The following is an 18,685-nucleotide window of genomic DNA, read 5'->3' on the forward strand; positions in this document are numbered from 1 at the left end:
TCCCAACTGGGTAGCGGTAAGTGTCGTTTTGAGGGGTCAAAACGACACTTAGCGCTACTTAGTTGGGAGGGGTGGGGTTGGTGTCGGCGCCGGTGGCCTCGGCGTGGGTGCTGTCCATTTCACGGAACACCTGCTGTGCCGTCTTGAACGCGGTGTTGGCGGACGGGACGCCGCAGTAGATGGCGGTCTGCAGCAGAATTTCCTTGATCTCGTCCCTGCTAAGGCCGTTCCGGAGGGCGGCGCGAATGTGCATGGCCAGCTCCTCCCAGTGCCCGTGGGCCACCATGGCGGTGATGGTCACGGCGGAGCGCATCTGGCGCGGAAGCCCGGGCCTGGTCCAGATTCCACCCCACGCGATGCGGGTGATCATGTCCTGGAAGTCCTCGGTGAACCCGTCCTTGTTGGCGTTGGCCCGGTCCACGTGCGCGTCCCCAAGGACTTCGCGCCGGACCAACATGCCGCCGTCGTAAATCTCCTGGCTGGTGGCTCCGGGCTGGACCACCCCGTGCCGCTCGGCGCCGCTCATTTGGCTGTTCCCTGTGATTCGGCCCAGCTGATCAGGCTGCGCATCAGATCGGCCACGTGTGCGGGCGCCTCGGCGGGTGCCAGGTGCGCCACGCCCTCAAGCGTCACGGCGGTGGCGGTGCCGCCCGCTGCGGTGATGCCTGCCGCGACTTCGTCCGCCATGGCCGGTGTGGCGACGCCGTCCAGTGCCCCGGCGATAACCTGTGTGGGGACGCGGATGCTGCCCAGCTCGCTGCGGACGTCGAAGGAGGCCAGGGCCTCGCAGCAGAAGGCGTAGCTGAAGCGGTCGGCGTCGCGCAGGGCGTGCAGGAGCCGGCTGCTGAACTCGGGTTCCCGGTCCATGAAGCCCGGTGCGAACCACCGCTGGGCGGATCCCTGGATCATTACGGGCGTGCCCTGGGTGCGGACGGTTTCGGCGCGCTCCAGCCAGCCCTCCGGCGTGCCGATTTTGGCGCCGCTGTTCTGCACGGACAGGCTCTTCAGCCGCTCCCCGTGCTTGATGCCGAGCTGCAGGCCAACCGCCCCGCCCAGCGAAACGCCGGCGTAGTGGAAGGCCTCGCCGGGGGCGATGGAATCAACCAGCTCCACGACGGCGTCCGCGAGTGCTGCGACGTCGAAGGTTTCGGTGGCGGCGGGCGAGACGCCGTGGCCGGGGAGGTCCCAGGCCACCACGTCGTAATCGTTGCCGAGCAGGGTGGCCACACGGTTCCACAGGATGGTGGAGGTGCCCAGGGACGGGCCCGCCACCAGCAGGGGGTGATCGCCCAGGGGTCGCTGGGGTGACAGCAGCGCTGCCTTGAGGGCCGGTTTAGCCACGGGAAGCTCCGTTCGCGTCGGTGGTGGGGGAAACAAAGTCGGGGAAGGCCGCCAGGATGCGGCGGGAAATCTCGGCAGCCTGGCCAAGGTAGCTGCCAGGGTCCAGAAGCTCTTCCAGCCGCTGGTCCGGGACGACGGCGGCGGGGACAGCTTCGCGGAGCAGCTTGCGGTAGGTGCCGGCTTGCTCCGCCGGGGGCACCTGCAGGGTCTGGTCCACCACGTCCTGCAGCTGCTGCTTGCCGCTCCGGCCGTCCTTCTCCTCAAGCAATGGAGCAATCGCGGCGTTCACGCCTTCGGCCAGCAGCAGCGGGCCGGCCAGGTCCAGGTTGCGGCGCATCGCATCAGGGAACACGCGCAGCCCTTCGGCCAGTTCGCGGATATGTCCTGCGGCGCCGAGGGCCAAGGCCAGAAGTTGCCGGAGGGCGGGCCACTCGATGTGCCAGGCCCCGTCCGGGCGTTCGTCATTGAAGGTGGCGGCGGCGAGGTGCAGCTGGGCAGCCAGCCCGGGTGCCTGCAGTGCCGCACTCCGGACCAGGACAGACAGGACGGGGTTCTGCTTCTGTGGCATGGCGGAGGACACCCCGCGTCCGGCGGCGCGCGGCTCAGCCAGCTCGGCCACCTCCGGGCGGCTCAGGAACAGGACGTCCGCGGCGATCTTGCCGAACGCGTCCAGGACCGACGCCAGCGCATGCCCAAGGGATGTCACGGGCAGGCGGTTGGTGTGCCAGGGAGCCGCTGCAGAGGCCAACCCCAACTGGGCTGCCAGGGCATCGGCCAGGGTGAAGGGGGTGGCGGAGGAGCCTTCCGTCAGCACTGTTCCGGCCGCGAGGGTCCCCGCGGCCCCGCCGAACTGGGCCGGGAACTCCAGGCCTTCCAGCTGCCGGCCGGCGGCGGCCACGCCCTGGAACCACTGCGCAGCCCGCAACCCGAAGGTATAAGGAAGCGAATGCTGGGTCAGGCTCCTGCCCACGCACAGTGTGCCCTCATGCCGCCCGGCCAAAGCAGCCAGCGCCGTGGTGGTGGCTTTCAGATCGGCCACTACGGCGTGCACGGTGTTGCGGGCCACCAGCATCAGGGCGGTGTCCAGCACGTCCTGGCTGGTCAGGGAGGTGTGGACCGCTTTTCCCGCGCCGACACCGGCGCTATCCGACGCAGCCACGTTCTTCCGGAGGTCCGCCAGCAGCGGAATCACCGGGTTGCCGCCGCCCTGGGCACGGAGCGCAATATCGGCCAGGTCGTAGCGGCCCGCTTCGGCAGCGGAGGCCACGACGGCGGCCGAACCGGCAGGTGCCAGGCCGGCCCGTTGCAGCACGGCTGCCCAGCCGGATTCGACGGCGAGGATCGCCGCCAGGACCGCCCGGTCACCCGTCAGCGCCGCCACGAGCGGTGACGCTGATACGGGACTGAGCAGGCCGGCGTCGGCCTCTTCCGCAAAGGCGCGCAGATCTCCCAGGGCGGCGTTGGTCACTGGAAGTCCAGGAAGACCGTCTCGCCCTCACCCTGCAGGCGGATGTCCCAGGTGAGGCCGCCATCGGGATCGCGGCGGCCTATCAGCGTCCTGCGGCGTTCGGGGTCGAGCGAGCTGAGCAGTGGGTCATTCGCCAGGGCCTCGGTGTCCTCGGGCAGGTAGATGCGGGTGAACAGGCGGTTGGTAAGGCCGCGGGCGAAGAGCGCCACGGAGATGAACGGCGCCGCACCCGGCTTGGTGGGTCCCGGGTTGACCGTGGTGAAGGTGAAGACGCCGGAGTTGCCGACAGCGCCGCGGCCCCAGCCGGTGAAAGTGTAGCCGTCGCGGACCAGGGAGCCGGTGCGCTGGACGATGTTGCCCTCGGCGTCCGGCTGCCAGATTTCCAGGATGGCGTCCGGGATGGTGTGGCCGGCGCCGTCATAGACCGTGCCCTGCAGGCGGATGGAACCGGGCGAGCCCGGGGCCAGCAGCTCGTTGTCCTTCTCGAACGGGAGGGCGTAGCCGTAGAACGGGCCGACGGTCTGTCCGGGCGTGGGTACCAGTTTGGTGCTCATCTCTACTCCTCATCCCCGGCGTCGCCGTATGCTTCGTTTTCGGTCCAGGTCCGCTTGGGCCCGGTCAGGACGATGTCCCAGTTGTAGCCGAGGGCCCACTCGGGCTCGGTGAGGCTGTGGTCGTACGTGGCCACCAGCCGGTCGCGGGCGTCCTGGTCCACGATGGTCTGGTAGATCGGGTCCAGCGGGAAGAGCTGGTCGCCGGGGAAGTACATCTGGGTGATGATGCGCTGGGTGAACTCGGTGCCGAACAGCGAGAAGTGGATGTGCGCAGGGCGCCACGCGTTCAGGTGGTTCTTCCACGGGTAGGCGCCGGGCTTGATGGTGGTGAACCTGTAGGAACCGTCCGGTCCGGTGATGCAGCGTCCGATGCCCGTGAAGTTGGGATCGATCGGGGCCGGGTGCTGGTCGCGCTTGTGGATGTAGCGGCCGGACGAGTTGGCCTGCCAGATCTCCACGAGCTGGCCCGCCACCGGGCGGCCGTCGCCGTCCAGGACCTTGCCGGAAACGATGATCCGCTCACCCAGCGGCTCGCCGTTGTGCTGGATGGTGAGGTCCGATTCCAGCGCGTGCACGTCCTGGTGCCCGAACGCCGGCGAGTACAGCTCGATGGTTTCCGGGTCTGCGTGCTGCAGGCTCTTGGTGGGGTGGCGCAGGATGCTGCTGCGGTACGGCGCGTAGTCCAGGCGCGGCTGGGTCTCGGGCTGGCCGCCGTCCTTGAGCGCCCGTTGGTAGGCCTCGCCGATGGCGTTGATCTCTGCGCTGAGGTCCGCCTGTGACTCGATGGCCTTGTCCAGGGGCTGGTGGGCAGCCTTCGGTTCAGCCGGGGGCACGAGTTCCTCCGACTCCAGCTCCGCGGTGATGTCTTCCGGCATTGCTGGCTCCTTTCCGGTTGGTTGTTCTCTTGTAGGTCTGGCTGGGATGGTTCAGGTGCGGTGCAGGGAGTCGTACTGGACTGCGTGGCGCACCGGGGCGTTGGGGGCCCCGTAGCCGTCGTAGTTGCCGCGGCGTTCCACCATTTCGAAGAACACGCTGCCCACGGTGGCGGTGTAGAAGTGCAGGAACTCGCCGTCGGCATCCCGGTCGAACAGCAGGTTGAGCTCCTGCAGGGTGGCCAGGAAACCGGGCTCGAGGTCGAACCGGGCATCCAGGTCCTCGTAGTAGTTGGCCGGAATCTGCAGGAATTCCAGGCCCCGGTCCCGGGCGGCCTTGGCGGTAGCCACGAGATCGTCCACGGCGAATGCGATGTGTTCCTGGTAGGTCTTGCGGGCTTCGTTCTGCGCCTGCTGCACCGGTGCCAGGTTCAGCACCAGGCGTACGTCGCCGTTCGAGGCCTGCATGACCTGGGAGCGCACCAGCCCGCTGGGGCTGGGCACCTCCGCGAACGGCTGCGGCTCCAGGGCCAGCGCGCTGGTGTAGAAGAGGACAGCTTCGTCGAAGTGCTGCCACGGCTGGGCCAGGTTGACGTGGTCGATCACCGCGCTGGCTCCGGCGGAAGCGTGTTCCAGCCCTTCCCCGAATTCATGCGTCCAGGCCGCGGTTCCGTCAGGGCTGCCCTGGCAGAGGAAGATCTCGGTGGAGTCCGGGGCGGAGATGCCCTGGAACACTTCCTCGTCCGCCTGCACCTTGCGGGCCACCACGGGGGCCTTGAGCTGCTGGGCCCGGGCGGAGGCAATCACGGGGGAATCGACGTCGAACCCCAGCGCGGCGATGGCTGGCTCGGCATGCTGGGCCGCCTGTTCGTTGATGATCACCCGGGCCTGGCCCATGGTCCACAGCTGGACGTCCTTGGTGCGGTGCCGGCCTTCGAACGCAAACCCCAGCTGGCCCAGGAGCTTCTCCAGCTGCGCGGTGTCGTCCGCCTTGACCTCGGCGAAGTTGAAGCCGGCGGGTTGGTTCACCTTGGGCAGCGTGGCCAGTTCCATGGGGTAACGACGGCGGAGCGCGGCGCCGATGTCCTGCGCGCCGTCGGTGCCGGCCAGCCATTTGGCGCTTTGCTCTTCAAGCCAGATCAGTGAACGCATGGCGTCCACGGCCGTGCGCTCCACATCGGACTGGCGGAAGACGTCGTTGAAGACCTCCAGCGAAACAGGTCCGGTGTAGCCGGCACGGACCACGTGGCCCATGAACTTGGCCAGCTCAAACTGCCCCTCGCCCGGGAACACCCGGTAGTGGCGGCTCCAGGAGAGGACGTCCATGGAGAGCTTGGGGGCGTCGGCCACCTGCACGAAGAAGATCTTGTCCGGGTTGAACGCCTCGATGTGGGAGGTTTCCCAGTCCCGGGACAGGATGTGGAACGAGTCCAGGCAGGTGCCGAGGTTGGGGTGGTCCACCATGTCCACCAGCCGGTAGGCGTGCTCGTAGTCGTTGACGTACTTGCCCCAGGCCAGCGCTTCGTAGGCTACCTTGACGCCGTGGTCGCCGGCCAGGTTGGCAAGCTGTGCCAGCTGTTCGGCGCGGAGGGCGTCGTCGTCGATGCTGGCGGTGGCCACGTTGGAGCAGACCAGGATGGTGTCCATGCCCAGCCGGGCCATGAGCCTGAACTTGGCCTCAGCCCTGCGGAGGTTGGCCTTGAGCAGGTCCGGGGTGACGCCGTCGAAGTCGCGGAACGGCTGGTAAAGGTCAAGGCCAAGGCCCAGGTCCGCGGCCATCTTCCGCACGTCCTCGGGACTGAGCGGGGAGGTGACGAGGTCCTGTTCGAAGATTTCGATGCCGTCGAAGCCGGCGATGGCGCACGCCTGCATTTTCTCTTTGAGGGTGCCGGACAGGCAGACGGTGGCGATTCCGGTGCGCATCAGGCGTTCACCTCCTCGGCGGCCACAAGCTCCAGGAAGTGGCTGCGCATGCGGTCCGGATCGGCATCCAGGCCAGTGAAGATCCGGAACGCGTCCGCGGCCTGGCCAACGGCCATACGTCCGCCGTCCAGGACGTCGCAGCCCTTGGCCCGGGCACCCCGGACCAGTTCGGTGTCGATGGGGCGGTAGACGATGTCCGCCACCCAGTGCCGGGATTCCAGCAGGTCCAGGTCCAGCGGGACACCGGGGTGGGCGGCCATGCCCACGGGGGTGCAGTGCACCAGGCCGTCAGCCACGCGCATCAGCTGCGGCAGCTCTGCCGTCGTGCCTGCCGTCACGGTACTGTCCGGGAAAAAGCCGGCCAGTTCGGCAGCCCGGGCCTGGGCGCGCAGCGGGTCCACGTCCACCAGGTGCAGCGTACGGACGCCGGCCGTCAGCAGGGCGTAGGCGACGGCGGACCCTGCACCGCCGGCGCCCAGCTGCACCACACGGTCCAGCCGGGCTCCGGGGAGGCCGGACGACAAGGCGGCGGCGAAGCCGGAGAAGTCAGTGTTGTGGCCGATGAAGCGGCCGTCGCGGATCACCACGGTGTTCACGGCGCCCAGGCGGCGGGCGTCCGGGCTCACCTCGTCCAGGTGCTGCAGGACCAGCTGCTTGCAGGGGTGGGTGATGTTCAGGCCGTTGAAGCCAAGGGTCCTGGCGCTGTGCAGGATGGCGCCCACCGACTCTCCGGCCAGGCCCAGCTCCAGCAGGTCGATGGGGCGGTACAGGTAACGCAGGCCCTGCACGTCACCTTCCCGTTCGTGCATGGGCGGCGTGAGCGATGGCGTGACGCCATCACCAACCAGTCCCACCAGGTAGGACTCAGTTCGATTGCTCATGCGTGCAGCTCCTTTGGTACGGCACCGGGCAGGCGCGGAAGTTGGGCCGCGCTACGGGGTGACAGGGATTACGGTACATCAATTGTTCACTTATCGCACTCTTGTTCTAGATGCGAACAAGAGGCCTAAACGAGGGGATTTCTTGGCTGCTAGCGCTGCGGCAGCCTGGCGGCGAGCTCCGCGGCAGCTTCCTGCAGCAACGGAACGTGGGCCTTCAGCTCCTCGAGGCCCAGGCGGAACACCGGTACCGCGGTTGCCAGGGATGCGAAGGCATGCCCCTGGCTGTTGAGCAGCGGGACGGCCACGGCGCGCATGCCGGCCTCATTTTCCTCATCCATGACGGCGTAGCCCTGCCGGCGCACCCGCTCTATTTCGGCGCGGAAGGCATCCCGGTCGGTAATGGACTTTGCGGTGAGCGCTTCCAGCGGCAACTCCACCAGGAGCCTTTCCCGCTCCGCATCCTCGGCGAAGGCCACCAGGGCTTTCCCGACGGCGGTGGTGGACAGGGAGCCCAGGTGGCCGGGGTCGCTGGTCACCCGGAACATCTGGGGACCGTCCACCTTGCTGACCGTCAGGTGATGGTGGCCGTCGCGGACGCTGAGGATGGTTGCTTCGCCGGTCTCGGCGGTGACCCGGCGCAGGACCGGCGTGGCAGTACCCGCGAAACCATGATGATTGGACACACGCTGGCCCAGCTGGAAGATGCGCAGGCCCAGGTGGTAGCGGCGCCCGTCCGGCTCGTAGTCCACAAAGCCGTCACGGGTCAGGGATCCAAGCAGGCGATAGGTGGTACTGAAGGGCAGTTCCGCGCGGCGGGAAATCTCCGCGGCGCTGGCACCCCGGGGCTCGTCGCCCAGCAGGACCAGCAGGCCCAGGGCTTTGCCCACCATGTCCGTGCGGTCCGCGGGACGGCCGCCAACCTTGGCTTCCGGGGGCATGGCGTTCACGGGCTCTACGGCGGCGGGGACGGCAGCAGCGGATTCTTCATTGACCGCTGTGGTTTGGTTCACACTCATAGATCGATGTTCCCACAATGTGAGAGCTATTTCTAGATGGTGAGTATTTTCTTGACAGGTGACTGCCCTCACAGTCATAGTTTCTATATCGCACAAGTAGCTCCCACCATGTGGCTACGAATGTTCGGGTCTTTTCCGGACTCCAGCCGCATCGCGCCCCGCCCGCACCAAGGCAGCGGCGGCTGCGACCCCCAGATTCACATCCGCGACAATGTCGTCACACCAAAGGAACACCATGAGCCAGACACTTCCGTCCGCCGGGGCGGGTGCCCTCACCTCCGCCGGGACGCCCAAGAAGGCCGCCCTCGCCAGCTTCCTGGGCAGCGCCGTCGAATACTATGACTTCTTCATCTTCGGATCCGCTGCGGCGCTGATCTTCCCCAAGGTCTTTTTCCCCGATGCAGACACCAACGCTGCCATCATGTCCTTCGCCACCTTCGGGTTCGCCTACGTGGCCCGTCCCGTGGGCGCCATCATCCTGGGCCACTTCGGTGACCGGGTGGGCCGCCGGAAGGTCCTGATGTTCACGCTGCTGCTCATGGGCGCATCGACGTTCGTGATCGGCTGCCTCCCCGACTTCCGGACTGTCGGCTGGTGGGCTCCGGCCCTCCTGGTGATCGCCCGCCTCTGCCAGGGCCTCTCTGCCGCCGGTGAGCAGGCCGGCGCCTCCTCAATGACCCTCGAGCACGCCCCGGACAACCAGCGGTCCTTCTTTACCTCCTGGACCCTCACCGGTACGCAGGGCGGCCAGATCCTCGCCGCCCTGGTCTTCATCCCCGTCCTGGCCCTGCCGGACGAGATCAAGTACGGCATTGGCTGGCGCATCCCGTTCTGGCTCAGCGCCGTGGTGGTCGTCGTTGCCTTCTTCATCCGCCGCACGCTGCACGAACCCCCGGCCTTCGAGGAAGCCCAGAAGAACGCCCAGATCTCCAAGCTCCCCGTCGCCGACCTCCTCAAGGGCCACTGGCGCGACGTCCTGCGTGTTGTCGCCTGCGCCTTCATCGCCGCTGTCTCCACCGTGTTCGGCACGCTGGCCATCAGCTACGCCAAGACCGTCGCCGGAGTGGACGGCACTACCACCCTCTGGCTCGTCGTCGGCGCCAACCTGGTGGCCCTGGGCACCCAGCCGCTCTTCGGGAAGCTCGCGGACAGGATCGGCCGCAAGCCCGTCTTCATCTACGGCGCCGTGGCCAGCGCAATCCTGACCCCGCTGTTCCTGCTCAGCCTCGAGTCCGGCAGCGTGCCCCTGATGTTCGTGGCCGCCATCGGTTTCTTCTCCTTCGGCTACGCCGCCTCCAACGCCGTCTGGCCGTCCTTCTACGCCGAGATGTTCAGCACCAAGGTCCGCTTCTCCGGCCTGGCCATCGGCACCCAGCTGGGCTTCCTGATGGCAGGCTTCGCACCGGCCATCGTGGCTGCCATGGGCGGCATCAAGCCCGGCGGCTGGGTGCAGATCAGCATCTTCACCGCCATCATCTGCGCCATCGCAGCAGTCTCCGCACTGACCGCCAAGGAGTCCTTCCGGACCCCCACCAAGCTGCTGGGCCTGAAGTAGGAGCGCCAAAAAGCGCCACACTGGCCCGGTTTTGAAGCCGGAAAGCCCGCCATTCCCCCAAATGGCGGGCTTTCCCCTGTTAAAACTGGGCTGGTTTGGCAGAGACCTGGTGGGGACGCACTACTCCCGGCCGGTCTCCAGCACCGAGGCCAGGTCAAAGTTGACCGGTTCCTCCAGCTGTTCGTACGTGCAGGATTCCGGGTCCCGGTCCGGCCGCCAGCGGTTGAACTGGGCTGTATGGCGGAACCTGTCGCCCTCCATGTGGTCGTAGCGGACCTCCACCACCAGTTCGGGCCGCAGCGGCACGAAGGACAGGTCCTTCCCGGCACTCCACCTGCTGCCTTCGGCGTTCCGCGGCGTCCGTTCCCCTTCTTCCTGCTTGGCCCACGCCCAGGGGTGGTTGTCGAAATCCGTCACCAGCGGTTGGAGCTGGTCAAACAATACCTTGCGTCGCTTCATGGGGAAGGCGCCGATCACGCCCACGCTGGCCAGGCCGCCGTCGTCCTTGTACAGGCCCAGCAGCAGGGAGCCAATGGCGTCCGGGCCGCTCTTGTGGAGCCGGTAGCCTGCCACCACGCAGTCCGCGGTGCGCTCGTGCTTGACCTTGAACATCACCCGCTTGTCCGGCTCGTACCGGCCGTCCAGCCGTTTGGCCACGATGCCGTCCAGCCCGGCCCCCTCGAACTGCTCGAACCACTGGGCGGCGGTGTCCTTGTCCGTGGTGGCCGCCGTGAGGTGGACCGGCGCGCTGCTGGCCGCGAGCGCCTTCTCCAGCGCCGCCCGGCGCTCAGAAAAGGGCCTGCCGGTGTAGTCGTCGCGGTCCAGCGCAAGGAGGTCGAACGCCACGAAACTCGCCGGTGTTTGCTGGGCCAGCAGCTTCACCCGGCTGGCGGCGGGGTGGATGCGCTGTTGCAGGGCGTCGAAATCCAGCCGGTCGCCGGAGGCGCCCACCAGGATGATCTCGCCGTCCACCACGCAGCGCTGCGGCAGGTTTTCCTTGAGCGCTGCCACGAGCTCCGGGAAGTAGCGGGTCATGGGCTTTTCATTGCGGCTGCCGATCTCCAGCTCGTCCCCGTCACGGAAGATGATGGACCTGAAGCCGTCCCATTTGGGCTCGTAGCTGAGGTCACCGCCGCCTGGGATGCCGTCAATGCCGCTGACGGCCTTGGCGAGCATGGGCGGGACGGGCGGCATCACGGGAAGTTCCATAGTGCCCATTCTTGCCCGGCCCGTGCCCTGGACGGTAGGGCGGCACGGCACCGGGAGGGTTTTCAGCCGGCGAGCAGCCAGACCACCAGGACCAGCACGGGCGCCGCGGCGGCCGTGGAGAGCAGGATGGTTTCCCGCGCAACGGCCACGCCCTTCCCGTATTTGCTGGCAAACAGGAACACATTCTGGGCCGAGGGAAGCGCCGCCATGAGCACCACGCCCAGCAGCATGCGGTGGTCCAGGTCAAAGAGGAAGCGGCCGACGACGAACGCCACCGCCGGCATCACCGCGGACTTGAGTGCCGTGGCGGTGAGGATTTCGGCCGTGTGGCCGCCGCTTCGGAGCATTTTGGTTCCGTGCAGCGACATTCCGAATGCCAGCAGCACCACCGGGACGGCCGCGCCGCCCAGGAGCGTCAGCGGCGCCATCACCGGGGCCGGGAGCTGCACGTGGAACGCGGCCAGGACCACGCCCAGGAGCGAGGCGATGATCATGGGGTTCCGGAAGGGCTGGGTCAGCATGAGCCGGGGCGAGAACCGGCCGGCTTCGGAGAGGTCCAGCAGGGTCAGGACCAGCGGGGCGAACAGGAGCAACTGGACCAGCAGGACCGGGGCCACGGGGGTGGCGTCCCCCAGGGCGTACAGGGTGATGGGGATGCCGATGTTGTTGGCGTTGACGTAGGAGCCGGCCATCGCGCCGACGGCCGTTTCGGCCAGCGACCTCCGGAACCAGATCCTGCTGGCGGCCACATAAAGAAGCGCCGTGACGGCCGCCGTGATCAGCGCGAGCGGAACATAGGCGGAAAAGACCACGGAGAGGTCCGATTTCAGCACCACCGTGAAGAGCAGCACGGGGTTGGTGATGAAGAAGGCGGTGCGGGTCAGTGCAGAGATGGTGGGTTCGTCACCCAACCCGCACCGTGCAGCGATATAGCCCACGGCGATGACCACGCCGATCACCGCCAGTCCAATGAGCACACCGCCCACGTGGGGTACTTCCTTCCGGTTCCGCCGCACCCTGCGCCCGGAAGGGCACAGTATTACAAGTCTTAAACTTATCGGACAAGTGCCCCTGCTTTCGGTACCTGGCCATCCCACAGCCCAGGAACCCCTCGACAGGCCGCCGCCGGGACGGTACAGCTTAACGATGGTTACCGTCGGCTTCCACGCATCCCACGAACAAATCAGTCCCGGCCAGTTGCTCAAGGACGTCCAGCACGCCGAACGCGCCGGCTTTGACGCGGCCATGTGCTCCGACCACATCGAGCCATGGTCAGCCCGGCAGGGGCACTCCGGCTTCGCATGGTCCTGGCTGGGTGCTGCGATGGCCACCACCAGCCTGCGGTTCGGCGTGGTGACCGCACCCGGCCAGCGCTACCACCCGGCCATCATCGCCCACGCCTCCGCAACCCTGGCCTGCATGTTCCCAGGCAGGTTCTGGTTCGCCCCCGGCAGCGGCGAAAACATGAACGAGCACATCACCGGCGACGCCTGGCCGACCAAAGACATCCGGCAACGCCGGCTCGAAGAATGCGTGGACATGATCCGCCGCCTGCACCGCGGGGAGGAGGTCAGCCACCGCGGGCTGGTCACCGTGGAGCAGGCCCGGATCTGGGACGTCCCCGACTCCCCGCCCCCGCTCATCGCTCCTGCCATCAGCGTGGACACGGCCCGCCGCGCGGCAGCCTGGGCGGACGGCCTGGTCACCGTCAACCAGCCGGCGCCGAAGCTGCGGGACATGCTCGCCGCCTACCGCGACAGCGGGGGCAAGGGCAAGGCGGTGCTGCAGGTGCACCTGTCCTGGGCCGGCAGCGAGCAGGAAGCGGCGGCCGTCGCCCTGGACCAGTGGCGGACCAACACGTTCGCACCGCCCATTCCCTGGGACCTGCCCTCCGCGGGCCATTTCGACGGCGTGGGCGAGCACGTGGGCGAGGAACAGGTCCGCAGCGCGGTCAATGTTTCCGCCAGCCTTGGCCGGCACGTGGACTGGCTGGCCGGGTATGCGGAGCTGGGCTTCGATGAGCTGTACCTGCACTTCGTGGGGCAGCAGCAGGAGGCCTTTATCGACGCCTTCGCCGCTGAGGTGCTTCCGCAGGTGCGCACCCCTCACCCGGCCGGCACGGAACCGCAGCTTGCGGCGGCAACCGCCAGCCCGGCGTCGGACACCCCGGCATGAGGATCGCCGAGACCTCGGATCTGTGGTGGAAGAACGCGGTGGTCTACTGCCTGGACGTGGAGACGTTCTTCGACGACGACGGCGACGGCACCGGCGATTTCGCCGGCCTCACCCAGCGGGTGGACTACCTCGCTGCGCTGGGCGTGACCTGCATTTGGCTGATGCCGTTCTACCCGTCCCCGGACCGCGATGACGGCTATGACGTCACGGACTTCTTCGGCGTGGACCGCCGCCTTGGCACGTTGGGTGACCTGGTGGAATTCATCCGCGCCGCGAAGGACCGGGGCATGCGGGTCATCGCCGACTTCGTGGTGAACCATACCTCGGACCAGCACCCCTGGTTCGCGGAAGCCCGGAAATCCACTGACAACCCGTTCCGCGACTTTTATGTGTGGCGGAAGGACACTCCCCCGGACACGTCCTCGGAGGTGGTGTTCCCCGGGGAGGAGAACTCGCTGTGGACCCTTGATGAGGCCACCGGCGAGTGGTACCTGCACATGTTCGCCAAGTACCAACCGGACCTCAACGTCACCAATGCCGGCGTGCGGGACCAGATCGCCAAGGCCATGGGACTGTGGCTGGAACTGGGGCTTGACGGCTTCAGGCTGGACGCCGTGCCGTTCTTCCTGGAGACGCGGGGCCAGCCCAAGGACGAGGCCGCCAACATCGACCCGCACGGCTACCTCCGCGCGCTGCGCAGCTTCATCAACCGGCGCAACGGCAGCGCCGTGCTGCTGGGGGAGGTGAACCTGCCCTACAAGGAGCAGCTGGAGTACTACGGCGGCCCCGAGGGCAATGAACTGAACATGCAGTTCGACTTCCTGGCCATGCAGCACATCTATTTGTCCCTCGCCAGGCAGGACGCGCGCCCGCTGGCCGAGACGCTCAAGAGCAGGCCGCCGATCAACCCGGACAACCAGTGGGCCATGTTCGTGCGCAACCATGACGAACTGACCCTGGACAAGCTCAGCGACGGCGAGCGGCAGGAAGTGTTCGCCGCGTTCGGGCCGGACAAGAACATGCAGATCTACGGCCGTGGCCTCCGGCGCCGGCTGCCCCCGATGCTCGGTGGAGACCAGGAGCGGATCCGCATGGTGTATTCCCTGATGTTCTCGCTGCCCGGCACCCCGGTGCTGTTCTATGGCGAGGAGATCGGCATGGGTGAGGATCTCCGGCAAAAGAGCCGCGCCGCAGTACGCACCCCCATGCAGTGGAACACTGAGAAGAACGGCGGGTTTTCCAATGCCAAGGCCTCAGAGCTGGTGGCCCCGCTGGTGCGCGGCGACTATGGGCCCGAGAACGTCAACGCCGCTGCGGCCAAGCGGGACCCGGAATCGCTGTTCAACTTCATGGCAACGCTGATCGCGCGCTACCGCGAGGCACCGGAACTGGGGTGGGGCTCGTTCGGGATCATCGACCAGCCGGAACCTGCGGTCTTTGCCCACACCTGCAGTTCCGACGGCGGGACGCTGGTGCTGCTGCACAACTTCGGCGAAGAGCCGGTGTTGGTCAGTGGACGCGTGGGACCGGAGGATGGCCCGCGCCAGGCATACCGGGACGCCATGCTGCTGGACCTGTTCGACGGCGGGAACGCCCCCTTGGAGCCCGACGGCAGTTTCACAGTGGAACTGGGGCGCTACGGCTACCGCTGGTTCCGTATGCACCGCAAAGGCGACCGGCTGGCACCGTAACCCGCCGCCCGCCGTCGTGCTTTGTGAAAAGATCAACCATGCACGCAATGCAGCACTCCAGCAAGCTTGAAAACGTCCGGTACGAACTCCGGGGCCCGGTCCTGCAGGCTGCCAAGAACATGGAGGCTGAGGGACACCGGATCCTCAAGATGAACCTCGGGGACACGGCACCGTTCGGCCTCGAGGCGCCGGAATCCGTGGTGGTGGACATGATCCACCACCTCCGCGGCGCCCAGGGCTACAGCGATTCAAAAGGCATCTTCACGGCACGGACCGCCATCTCGCAGTACTACCAGACGCGTGGCCTGATGAACATCGGGGTCGAGGACATCGTGATCGGCAACGGCGTCAGCGAACTGATCTCCATGAGCCTGCAGGCGTTCATGGAAAACGGCGACCAAATCCTGGTCCCGGCCCCCGACTACCCCTTGTGGACCGCCGCCGTGACCCTGACCGGCGGCAAGCCGGTGCACTACCTCTGCGACGAGGCGGAGAACTGGTGGCCGGACATGGCCGATGTCGAAGCAAAGATCACCAGCCGCACCAAGGGCATCGTGATCATCAACCCGAACAACCCCACCGGCGCCGTCTACCCCCGCCACATCCTGGAACAGTTCGCGGCGCTGGCCCGGAAGCACAACCTGGTCCTGTTCTCCGACGAGATCTACGAGAAGGTGCTCTACGAAGACGCCACGCATATCCACACCGCCTCCGTGGCCGAGGACGTGTGCTGCCTGACCTTCAGCGGCCTGTCCAAGGCCTACCGGATGCCGGGCTACCGGGCAGGATGGGTGGCCATCACGGGGCCGCTTGCCGCTACCGCCGCCTACCGTGAAGGCCTTGAACTGCTGGCCTCGCTGCGCCTGTGCGCCAACGTTCCTGCCCAGCACGCCATCCAAACCTGCCTGGGCGGCTACCAGAGCATCGAGGCCCTGGTGCAGCCCGGCGGGCGGCTGCGCGAGCAGCGGGACCTTGCCCACCAGCTCCTTACTGCCATTCCCGGCGTAACGTGCGTGCCGGCGTCGGGCGCCATGTATCTGTTCCCCCGCCTGGACCCGGAACTCTACCCCATCGCCAATGACGAGAAATTCGTCCTGGACCTGCTCCGGGACCAAAAGATCCTGATTTCACACGGCTCGGCCTTCAACTGGCCCGCCCCGGACCACTTCCGGTTCGTCATCCTGCCCTCGGTGCTGGACATCGAGGAAGCTGTCCGGCGGATTTCCGCCTTCCTTGCCGCCTACCGCAACGGCAGCGACGCCTGAAAGCCACAGACATGAAACCGGTGCGGCGCGAAGAACTAACCGCACGCTAACCGCGGGGAAACCGCTGCGCAACATTCGCGGCCCACACTGGGTAGTGCAGGCAAGAGCCGGCACCAGCTCCAGCCAGGAGGCCCCCGATGTTGAAGAAAGCGACCACGCATGTAACCAGAGTCCGCGCACTGGACCAGCTCCACCGCGGTGACGAAATCGAAGCCCGCCTCTCCGTGGGTCCTTCCTACGACGACGTGGTGATCCGCCGCGGCAGCGTGCAGGAAACGGCGCCCGGCATCGGAGTGGTGTGGATCCTGGACCGGATCACGGGGGTCCGGAAGGCAATCAATACGGACGAGTGCAGCGTTTGGCGTGTGGCATAACGAACTGGACGTGGGGCTGCGGGCGTAGCCAGTAAGGGCTGCCCGCCGCCTTACCCGTCTCTATGTCAGACGGTCAGCCGCCAGCGACAGACTGGATCACCAGGACCTCCTGGCCCGGCGCCACCTCGGTATCCAGGCCGTGCAACCGCCGCACCTCGTCACCGTTGACGTAAATGTTCACGAACCGCCGTAGCGCGCCGGTTTCGTCACGAAGCCGCCGGCCCAGCACCGCATAGTCGGAGGCCACCGCATCAAGCAGGCTTCCTACCGTCACCGGCCCGTCCGCGGGTGCAGTCAGCACCGACTGCCCGCCAGCCAGGGGCTGCAGGACGCTGGGCAGCAGCAGCGAAATCTCAGGCACCTGCCACCACGGCTGCCCTGACGCACAACACATCCGGCAGGTGGGACGCCACCTCCCTGAAGGTCTCCCCTTCATCCGCACTCGCATAGACGGCCCCGCCGCGCGTACCGAAGTACACCCCGGCGGGATCCGCGGTGTCCACGGCCGCTGCGTCCCGGAGCACGCTGTTGTATTCGTGCTCCGGAAGCCCGGTATTGAGGCGCTTCCAGGTGTTCCCGGCGTCGTCCGTGCGGTGGACGGCGAGCTTTCCGTCGGGAGGGATGCGTTCGCCGTCGGCCTTCAGCGGAATAACCCAGGCGGTGCCGTCCCGGCGCGGATGCGTGAGCATTACGAACCCGAAGTCGGCAGGCAGGCCCTCGGCGATGGAACTCCAACTGTCTGCGTTGTCGTCCGTCCGGTAGACCCCGTGGTGGTTCTGGGCGTACAGGCGTCCTTCCACCGCTGCGTCCGCCGCGATCTTGTGCACGCACTGGCCGAACTCCGGGTTGGGGTCCGGCATGAAGTAAGCCGAGATGCCCTTGTTGCGTGCTTCCCAGGAGGTGCCGCCGTCGAGCGACCGGTATACGCCGCCGGTGCTCATGGCAACGTGCACCGTTTCCCCGGCCGGCTGGACCACGATCGAATGCGCCGCCGCCCCGCCGTAGCCCGCTCCCCATTCACTGCGGTGCGGGTGGTCCCACAGGCCGCGGTTCAGCTCGAAGTGCTCACCGCCGTCAGTGGATTTCCAGACGGAGATCGGTTCGGCTCCCGCCCACACAACTCCGGGACGCGACTCGGCGTCCGGGTAAATCTGCCAGACGCGCTCAAGTGCTGCCCCCGTATCCTCCGGGAACGTGATGGCGCCCTGTTCCGGCTCGGACCAGGTGGCACCGAGGTCATCCGAGTGGGCCACCGTCGGTCCCCAGTGCGGGCTGCGGACACCCACCAGGATGCGGGTGCGGCCCTCCCTGGTGTCGATCCCGATGCTGGGGATCTCCGCCATGAGGAAGTGCGGGCCCGTGAAGGACCACTCCTGCCGGTCCGGGCTGGTGGCCAGCCAGAGCCCTTTCTTGGTGCCGATTGCCAGGACGAATGATTCTGCCGCCGTTGCCATGGGCTCCATGCAACCACCGGACGGGTCCGCCCGCAATGGTTTTCACCCCTGCGGTGCCCCCTTCGGATCCGGCAGGGGCCTCAGTCGACGAACTCGGACTGCGTTTCGATGAAGTCCCAGTCCGCAGCCGTCAGTACCGCAGCGGGATTGCCGGGGTGCGGGCCGCCGGCTTCGGCAATGCCCTGGAGGACCGGGAGCGGCAGTTCCTCGGCTCGCAGGTTCCCGCGCAGCCACTCCTTGCTGTCCAGGTCCAGGTCCAGCCACCACATGAAGATTTCCATGACGTACGCTCCTTGGGTCGATTTAAACGTTAGGCGCGGCCCCGACCGTGGACAAGGTGCTGCAGCGGAAGCAGGTGTGTCCGGCAGGGTTTCGGGTACTGGCAAGTAACCTGGCCAGCCGCTGCCGGAAAAAGACGAGTATCCCCTACTGGCGACTGCCCCGGGAGGCGGCCCCTAGCCTGAAATCTCAAAGCAAGCTGACCGTGCTGCTGGGGCATACAGCGTCACCGCTGGCCTTTCGTTGCCATGGTCCGTTTCACACATATGGGGAGACAACATGAAACGCACCTTTGCCACACTTGGGGTGGTGGGGCTCGGCCTCATCACCCTGACCGCACCCGCCATCGCGGCTTCCGACAGGGCGGTGCCCGCCCCGTCGGACGGAAGCGCCCTGATACCGCTGGAATTCACCCTCAACGGCACAGGCGGGCAGGATCAGCACTCGACAGACGTCATCCCTGCGGCGCCCACGCTGCTGCTGGGGAACAACTGGAACAATCAAGTGATGCCCCTGGTGCTTGTGCAGCCGGGCGGCGGCAACGGCGGAGGCGGCACCAACAACGSCGGCGGCAACGGCGGAGGCGGCACCAACAACGSCGGCGGCAACGGCGGAGGCGGCACCAACA

At 67.1% G+C, this 18,685-nt stretch carries 18 protein-coding genes and 1 pseudogene; 6 read left to right on the forward strand and 13 right to left on the reverse strand.

Annotation, left to right across the window (positions count from 1 at the left end):
- Nucleotides 1–58: 58 nt before the first annotated feature.
- From pcaC to ASG86_RS14705, 8 genes are all read right to left on the reverse strand, one after another.
- Nucleotides 59–526 carry a 4-carboxymuconolactone decarboxylase gene (pcaC, locus tag ASG86_RS14670; RefSeq protein WP_056335794.1) on the reverse strand — a complete coding sequence of 156 codons (468 nt, stop codon included), beginning with the start codon at nucleotides 524–526 and terminating at the stop codon, nucleotides 59–61.
- Nucleotides 523–1,341: an alpha/beta fold hydrolase gene (locus ASG86_RS14675; protein ID WP_056335797.1), complete on the reverse strand. Its 819-nt coding sequence runs from the start codon at nucleotides 1,339–1,341 to the stop codon at nucleotides 523–525. The genes pcaC and ASG86_RS14675 overlap by 4 nt, the downstream gene beginning before the upstream one ends.
- Nucleotides 1,334–2,809: a lyase family protein gene (locus ASG86_RS14680; RefSeq protein ID WP_056335800.1), complete on the reverse strand. Its 1,476-nt coding sequence runs from the start codon at nucleotides 2,807–2,809 to the stop codon at nucleotides 1,334–1,336. Before ASG86_RS14680 ends, ASG86_RS14675 begins: the two co-directional genes overlap by 8 nt.
- On the reverse strand, nucleotides 2,806–3,363 hold the full coding sequence (pcaG, locus tag ASG86_RS14685) for a protocatechuate 3,4-dioxygenase subunit alpha (RefSeq protein WP_056335803.1): 558 nt from the start codon (nucleotides 3,361–3,363) through the stop codon (nucleotides 2,806–2,808). The genes ASG86_RS14680 and pcaG overlap by 4 nt, the downstream gene beginning before the upstream one ends.
- A gap of 2 nt (nucleotides 3,364–3,365) precedes the next feature.
- A complete protein-coding gene (gene pcaH, locus ASG86_RS14690; protein ID WP_056335807.1) occupies nucleotides 3,366–4,238 on the reverse strand; it encodes a protocatechuate 3,4-dioxygenase subunit beta in 873 nt (290 codons plus the stop codon).
- A 51-nt stretch (nucleotides 4,239–4,289) separates the two neighbouring features.
- Nucleotides 4,290–6,158, reverse strand: coding sequence for a bifunctional sugar phosphate isomerase/epimerase/4-hydroxyphenylpyruvate dioxygenase family protein (locus ASG86_RS14695; protein ID WP_056335810.1), 1,869 nt, complete (start codon nucleotides 6,156–6,158; stop codon nucleotides 4,290–4,292).
- Nucleotides 6,158–7,039: a shikimate dehydrogenase gene (locus ASG86_RS14700; RefSeq protein ID WP_056335813.1), complete on the reverse strand. Its 882-nt coding sequence runs from the start codon at nucleotides 7,037–7,039 to the stop codon at nucleotides 6,158–6,160. The genes ASG86_RS14695 and ASG86_RS14700 overlap by 1 nt, the downstream gene beginning before the upstream one ends.
- 149 nt (nucleotides 7,040–7,188) lie before the next feature.
- Nucleotides 7,189–8,055 carry an IclR family transcriptional regulator gene (locus ASG86_RS14705; RefSeq protein ID WP_200946272.1) on the reverse strand — a complete coding sequence of 289 codons (867 nt, stop codon included), beginning with the start codon at nucleotides 8,053–8,055 and terminating at the stop codon, nucleotides 7,189–7,191.
- Nucleotides 8,056–8,290: 235 nt separating this feature from the next.
- On the opposite strand from ASG86_RS14705, the gene ASG86_RS14710 reads away from it, so the two are divergent.
- Nucleotides 8,291–9,610 carry an MFS transporter gene (locus ASG86_RS14710; protein ID WP_056335816.1) on the forward strand — a complete coding sequence of 440 codons (1,320 nt, stop codon included), beginning with the start codon at nucleotides 8,291–8,293 and terminating at the stop codon, nucleotides 9,608–9,610.
- Nucleotides 9,611–9,730: 120 nt separating this feature from the next.
- Here the strand turns inward: ASG86_RS14710 and ASG86_RS14715 are convergent, their stop codons facing one another.
- Both ASG86_RS14715 and ASG86_RS14720 read right to left on the reverse strand, forming a co-directional pair.
- Nucleotides 9,731–10,819 carry an ATP-dependent DNA ligase gene (locus tag ASG86_RS14715; protein WP_056335819.1) on the reverse strand — a complete coding sequence of 363 codons (1,089 nt, stop codon included), beginning with the start codon at nucleotides 10,817–10,819 and terminating at the stop codon, nucleotides 9,731–9,733.
- Nucleotides 10,820–10,881: 62 nt separating this feature from the next.
- Nucleotides 10,882–11,805 carry an AEC family transporter gene (locus ASG86_RS14720; protein WP_056335822.1) on the reverse strand — a complete coding sequence of 308 codons (924 nt, stop codon included), beginning with the start codon at nucleotides 11,803–11,805 and terminating at the stop codon, nucleotides 10,882–10,884.
- A gap of 160 nt (nucleotides 11,806–11,965) precedes the next feature.
- Between ASG86_RS14720 and ASG86_RS14725 the strand changes: the two genes are divergently transcribed.
- From ASG86_RS14725 to ASG86_RS14740, 4 genes are all read left to right on the forward strand, one after another.
- Nucleotides 11,966–12,994 (forward strand): TIGR03885 family FMN-dependent LLM class oxidoreductase, encoded by a 1,029-nt coding sequence (locus tag ASG86_RS14725; protein WP_056335825.1) that lies wholly within the window; start codon nucleotides 11,966–11,968, stop codon nucleotides 12,992–12,994.
- Complete coding sequence (locus ASG86_RS14730; RefSeq protein WP_056335828.1) at nucleotides 12,991–14,685, forward strand: alpha-amylase family protein; 1,695 nt, start codon at nucleotides 12,991–12,993, stop codon at nucleotides 14,683–14,685. The genes ASG86_RS14725 and ASG86_RS14730 overlap by 4 nt, the downstream gene beginning before the upstream one ends.
- 38 nt (nucleotides 14,686–14,723) lie before the next feature.
- Nucleotides 14,724–15,950, forward strand: coding sequence for a pyridoxal phosphate-dependent aminotransferase (locus ASG86_RS14735; RefSeq protein WP_056335831.1), 1,227 nt, complete (start codon nucleotides 14,724–14,726; stop codon nucleotides 15,948–15,950).
- Between the two features lie 137 nt (nucleotides 15,951–16,087).
- A complete protein-coding gene (locus ASG86_RS14740) occupies nucleotides 16,088–16,324 on the forward strand; it encodes a hypothetical protein (RefSeq protein ID WP_018762891.1) in 237 nt (78 codons plus the stop codon).
- A gap of 73 nt (nucleotides 16,325–16,397) precedes the next feature.
- On the opposite strand, the gene ASG86_RS14745 is transcribed toward ASG86_RS14740, so the two are convergent.
- The 3 genes from ASG86_RS14745 to ASG86_RS14755 form a co-directional block, all read right to left on the reverse strand.
- Nucleotides 16,398–16,718, reverse strand: coding sequence for a MoaD/ThiS family protein (locus ASG86_RS14745; protein ID WP_440152975.1), 321 nt, complete (start codon nucleotides 16,716–16,718; stop codon nucleotides 16,398–16,400).
- Nucleotides 16,678–17,787 carry a WD40/YVTN/BNR-like repeat-containing protein gene (locus tag ASG86_RS14750; RefSeq protein ID WP_056335837.1) on the reverse strand — a complete coding sequence of 370 codons (1,110 nt, stop codon included), beginning with the start codon at nucleotides 17,785–17,787 and terminating at the stop codon, nucleotides 16,678–16,680. The genes ASG86_RS14745 and ASG86_RS14750 overlap by 41 nt, the downstream gene beginning before the upstream one ends.
- Before the next feature lie 71 nt (nucleotides 17,788–17,858).
- Nucleotides 17,859–18,059, reverse strand: coding sequence for a hypothetical protein (locus ASG86_RS14755; RefSeq protein ID WP_043450767.1), 201 nt, complete (start codon nucleotides 18,057–18,059; stop codon nucleotides 17,859–17,861).
- A gap of 277 nt (nucleotides 18,060–18,336) precedes the next feature.
- Between ASG86_RS14755 and ASG86_RS20800 the strand changes: the two are divergent.
- Nucleotides 18,337–18,685: pseudogene (locus tag ASG86_RS20800) on the forward strand (hypothetical protein); the annotation flags it as partial.

Origin of the sequence: Arthrobacter sp. Soil764, assembly GCF_001428075.1 — a bacterium.
Lineage (GTDB): Bacteria > Actinomycetota > Actinomycetes > Actinomycetales > Micrococcaceae > Arthrobacter.

What these genes read in the sequence shown, in the direction of transcription:
- pcaC (WP_056335794.1), bottom strand. Translation starts at nt 526, where the DNA reads ATGAGCGGCGCCGAGCGGCACGGGGTGGTCCAGCCCGGAGCCACCAGC.
- pcaG (WP_056335803.1), bottom strand. Translation starts at nt 3,363, where the DNA reads ATGAGCACCAAACTGGTACCCACGCCCGGACAGACCGTCGGCCCGTTC.
- pcaH (WP_056335807.1), bottom strand. Translation starts at nt 4,238, where the DNA reads ATGCCGGAAGACATCACCGCGGAGCTGGAGTCGGAGGAACTCGTGCCC.
- ASG86_RS14695 (WP_056335810.1), bottom strand. Translation starts at nt 6,158, where the DNA reads ATGCGCACCGGAATCGCCACCGTCTGCCTGTCCGGCACCCTCAAAGAG.
- ASG86_RS14700 (WP_056335813.1), bottom strand. Translation starts at nt 7,039, where the DNA reads ATGAGCAATCGAACTGAGTCCTACCTGGTGGGACTGGTTGGTGATGGC.
- ASG86_RS14705 (WP_200946272.1), bottom strand. Translation starts at nt 8,055, where the DNA reads ATGAGTGTGAACCAAACCACAGCGGTCAATGAAGAATCCGCTGCTGCC.
- ASG86_RS14710 (WP_056335816.1), top strand. Translation starts at nt 8,291, where the DNA reads ATGAGCCAGACACTTCCGTCCGCCGGGGCGGGTGCCCTCACCTCCGCC.
- ASG86_RS14715 (WP_056335819.1), bottom strand. Translation starts at nt 10,819, where the DNA reads ATGGAACTTCCCGTGATGCCGCCCGTCCCGCCCATGCTCGCCAAGGCC.
- ASG86_RS14725 (WP_056335825.1), top strand. Translation starts at nt 11,966, where the DNA reads ATGGTTACCGTCGGCTTCCACGCATCCCACGAACAAATCAGTCCCGGC.
- ASG86_RS14730 (WP_056335828.1), top strand. Translation starts at nt 12,991, where the DNA reads ATGAGGATCGCCGAGACCTCGGATCTGTGGTGGAAGAACGCGGTGGTC.
- ASG86_RS14735 (WP_056335831.1), top strand. Translation starts at nt 14,724, where the DNA reads ATGCACGCAATGCAGCACTCCAGCAAGCTTGAAAACGTCCGGTACGAA.
- ASG86_RS14740 (WP_018762891.1), top strand. Translation starts at nt 16,088, where the DNA reads ATGTTGAAGAAAGCGACCACGCATGTAACCAGAGTCCGCGCACTGGAC.
- ASG86_RS14745 (WP_440152975.1), bottom strand. Translation starts at nt 16,718, where the DNA reads ATGTGTTGTGCGTCAGGGCAGCCGTGGTGGCAGGTGCCTGAGATTTCG.
- ASG86_RS14750 (WP_056335837.1), bottom strand. Translation starts at nt 17,787, where the DNA reads ATGGAGCCCATGGCAACGGCGGCAGAATCATTCGTCCTGGCAATCGGC.
- ASG86_RS14755 (WP_043450767.1), bottom strand. Translation starts at nt 18,059, where the DNA reads ATGGAAATCTTCATGTGGTGGCTGGACCTGGACCTGGACAGCAAGGAG.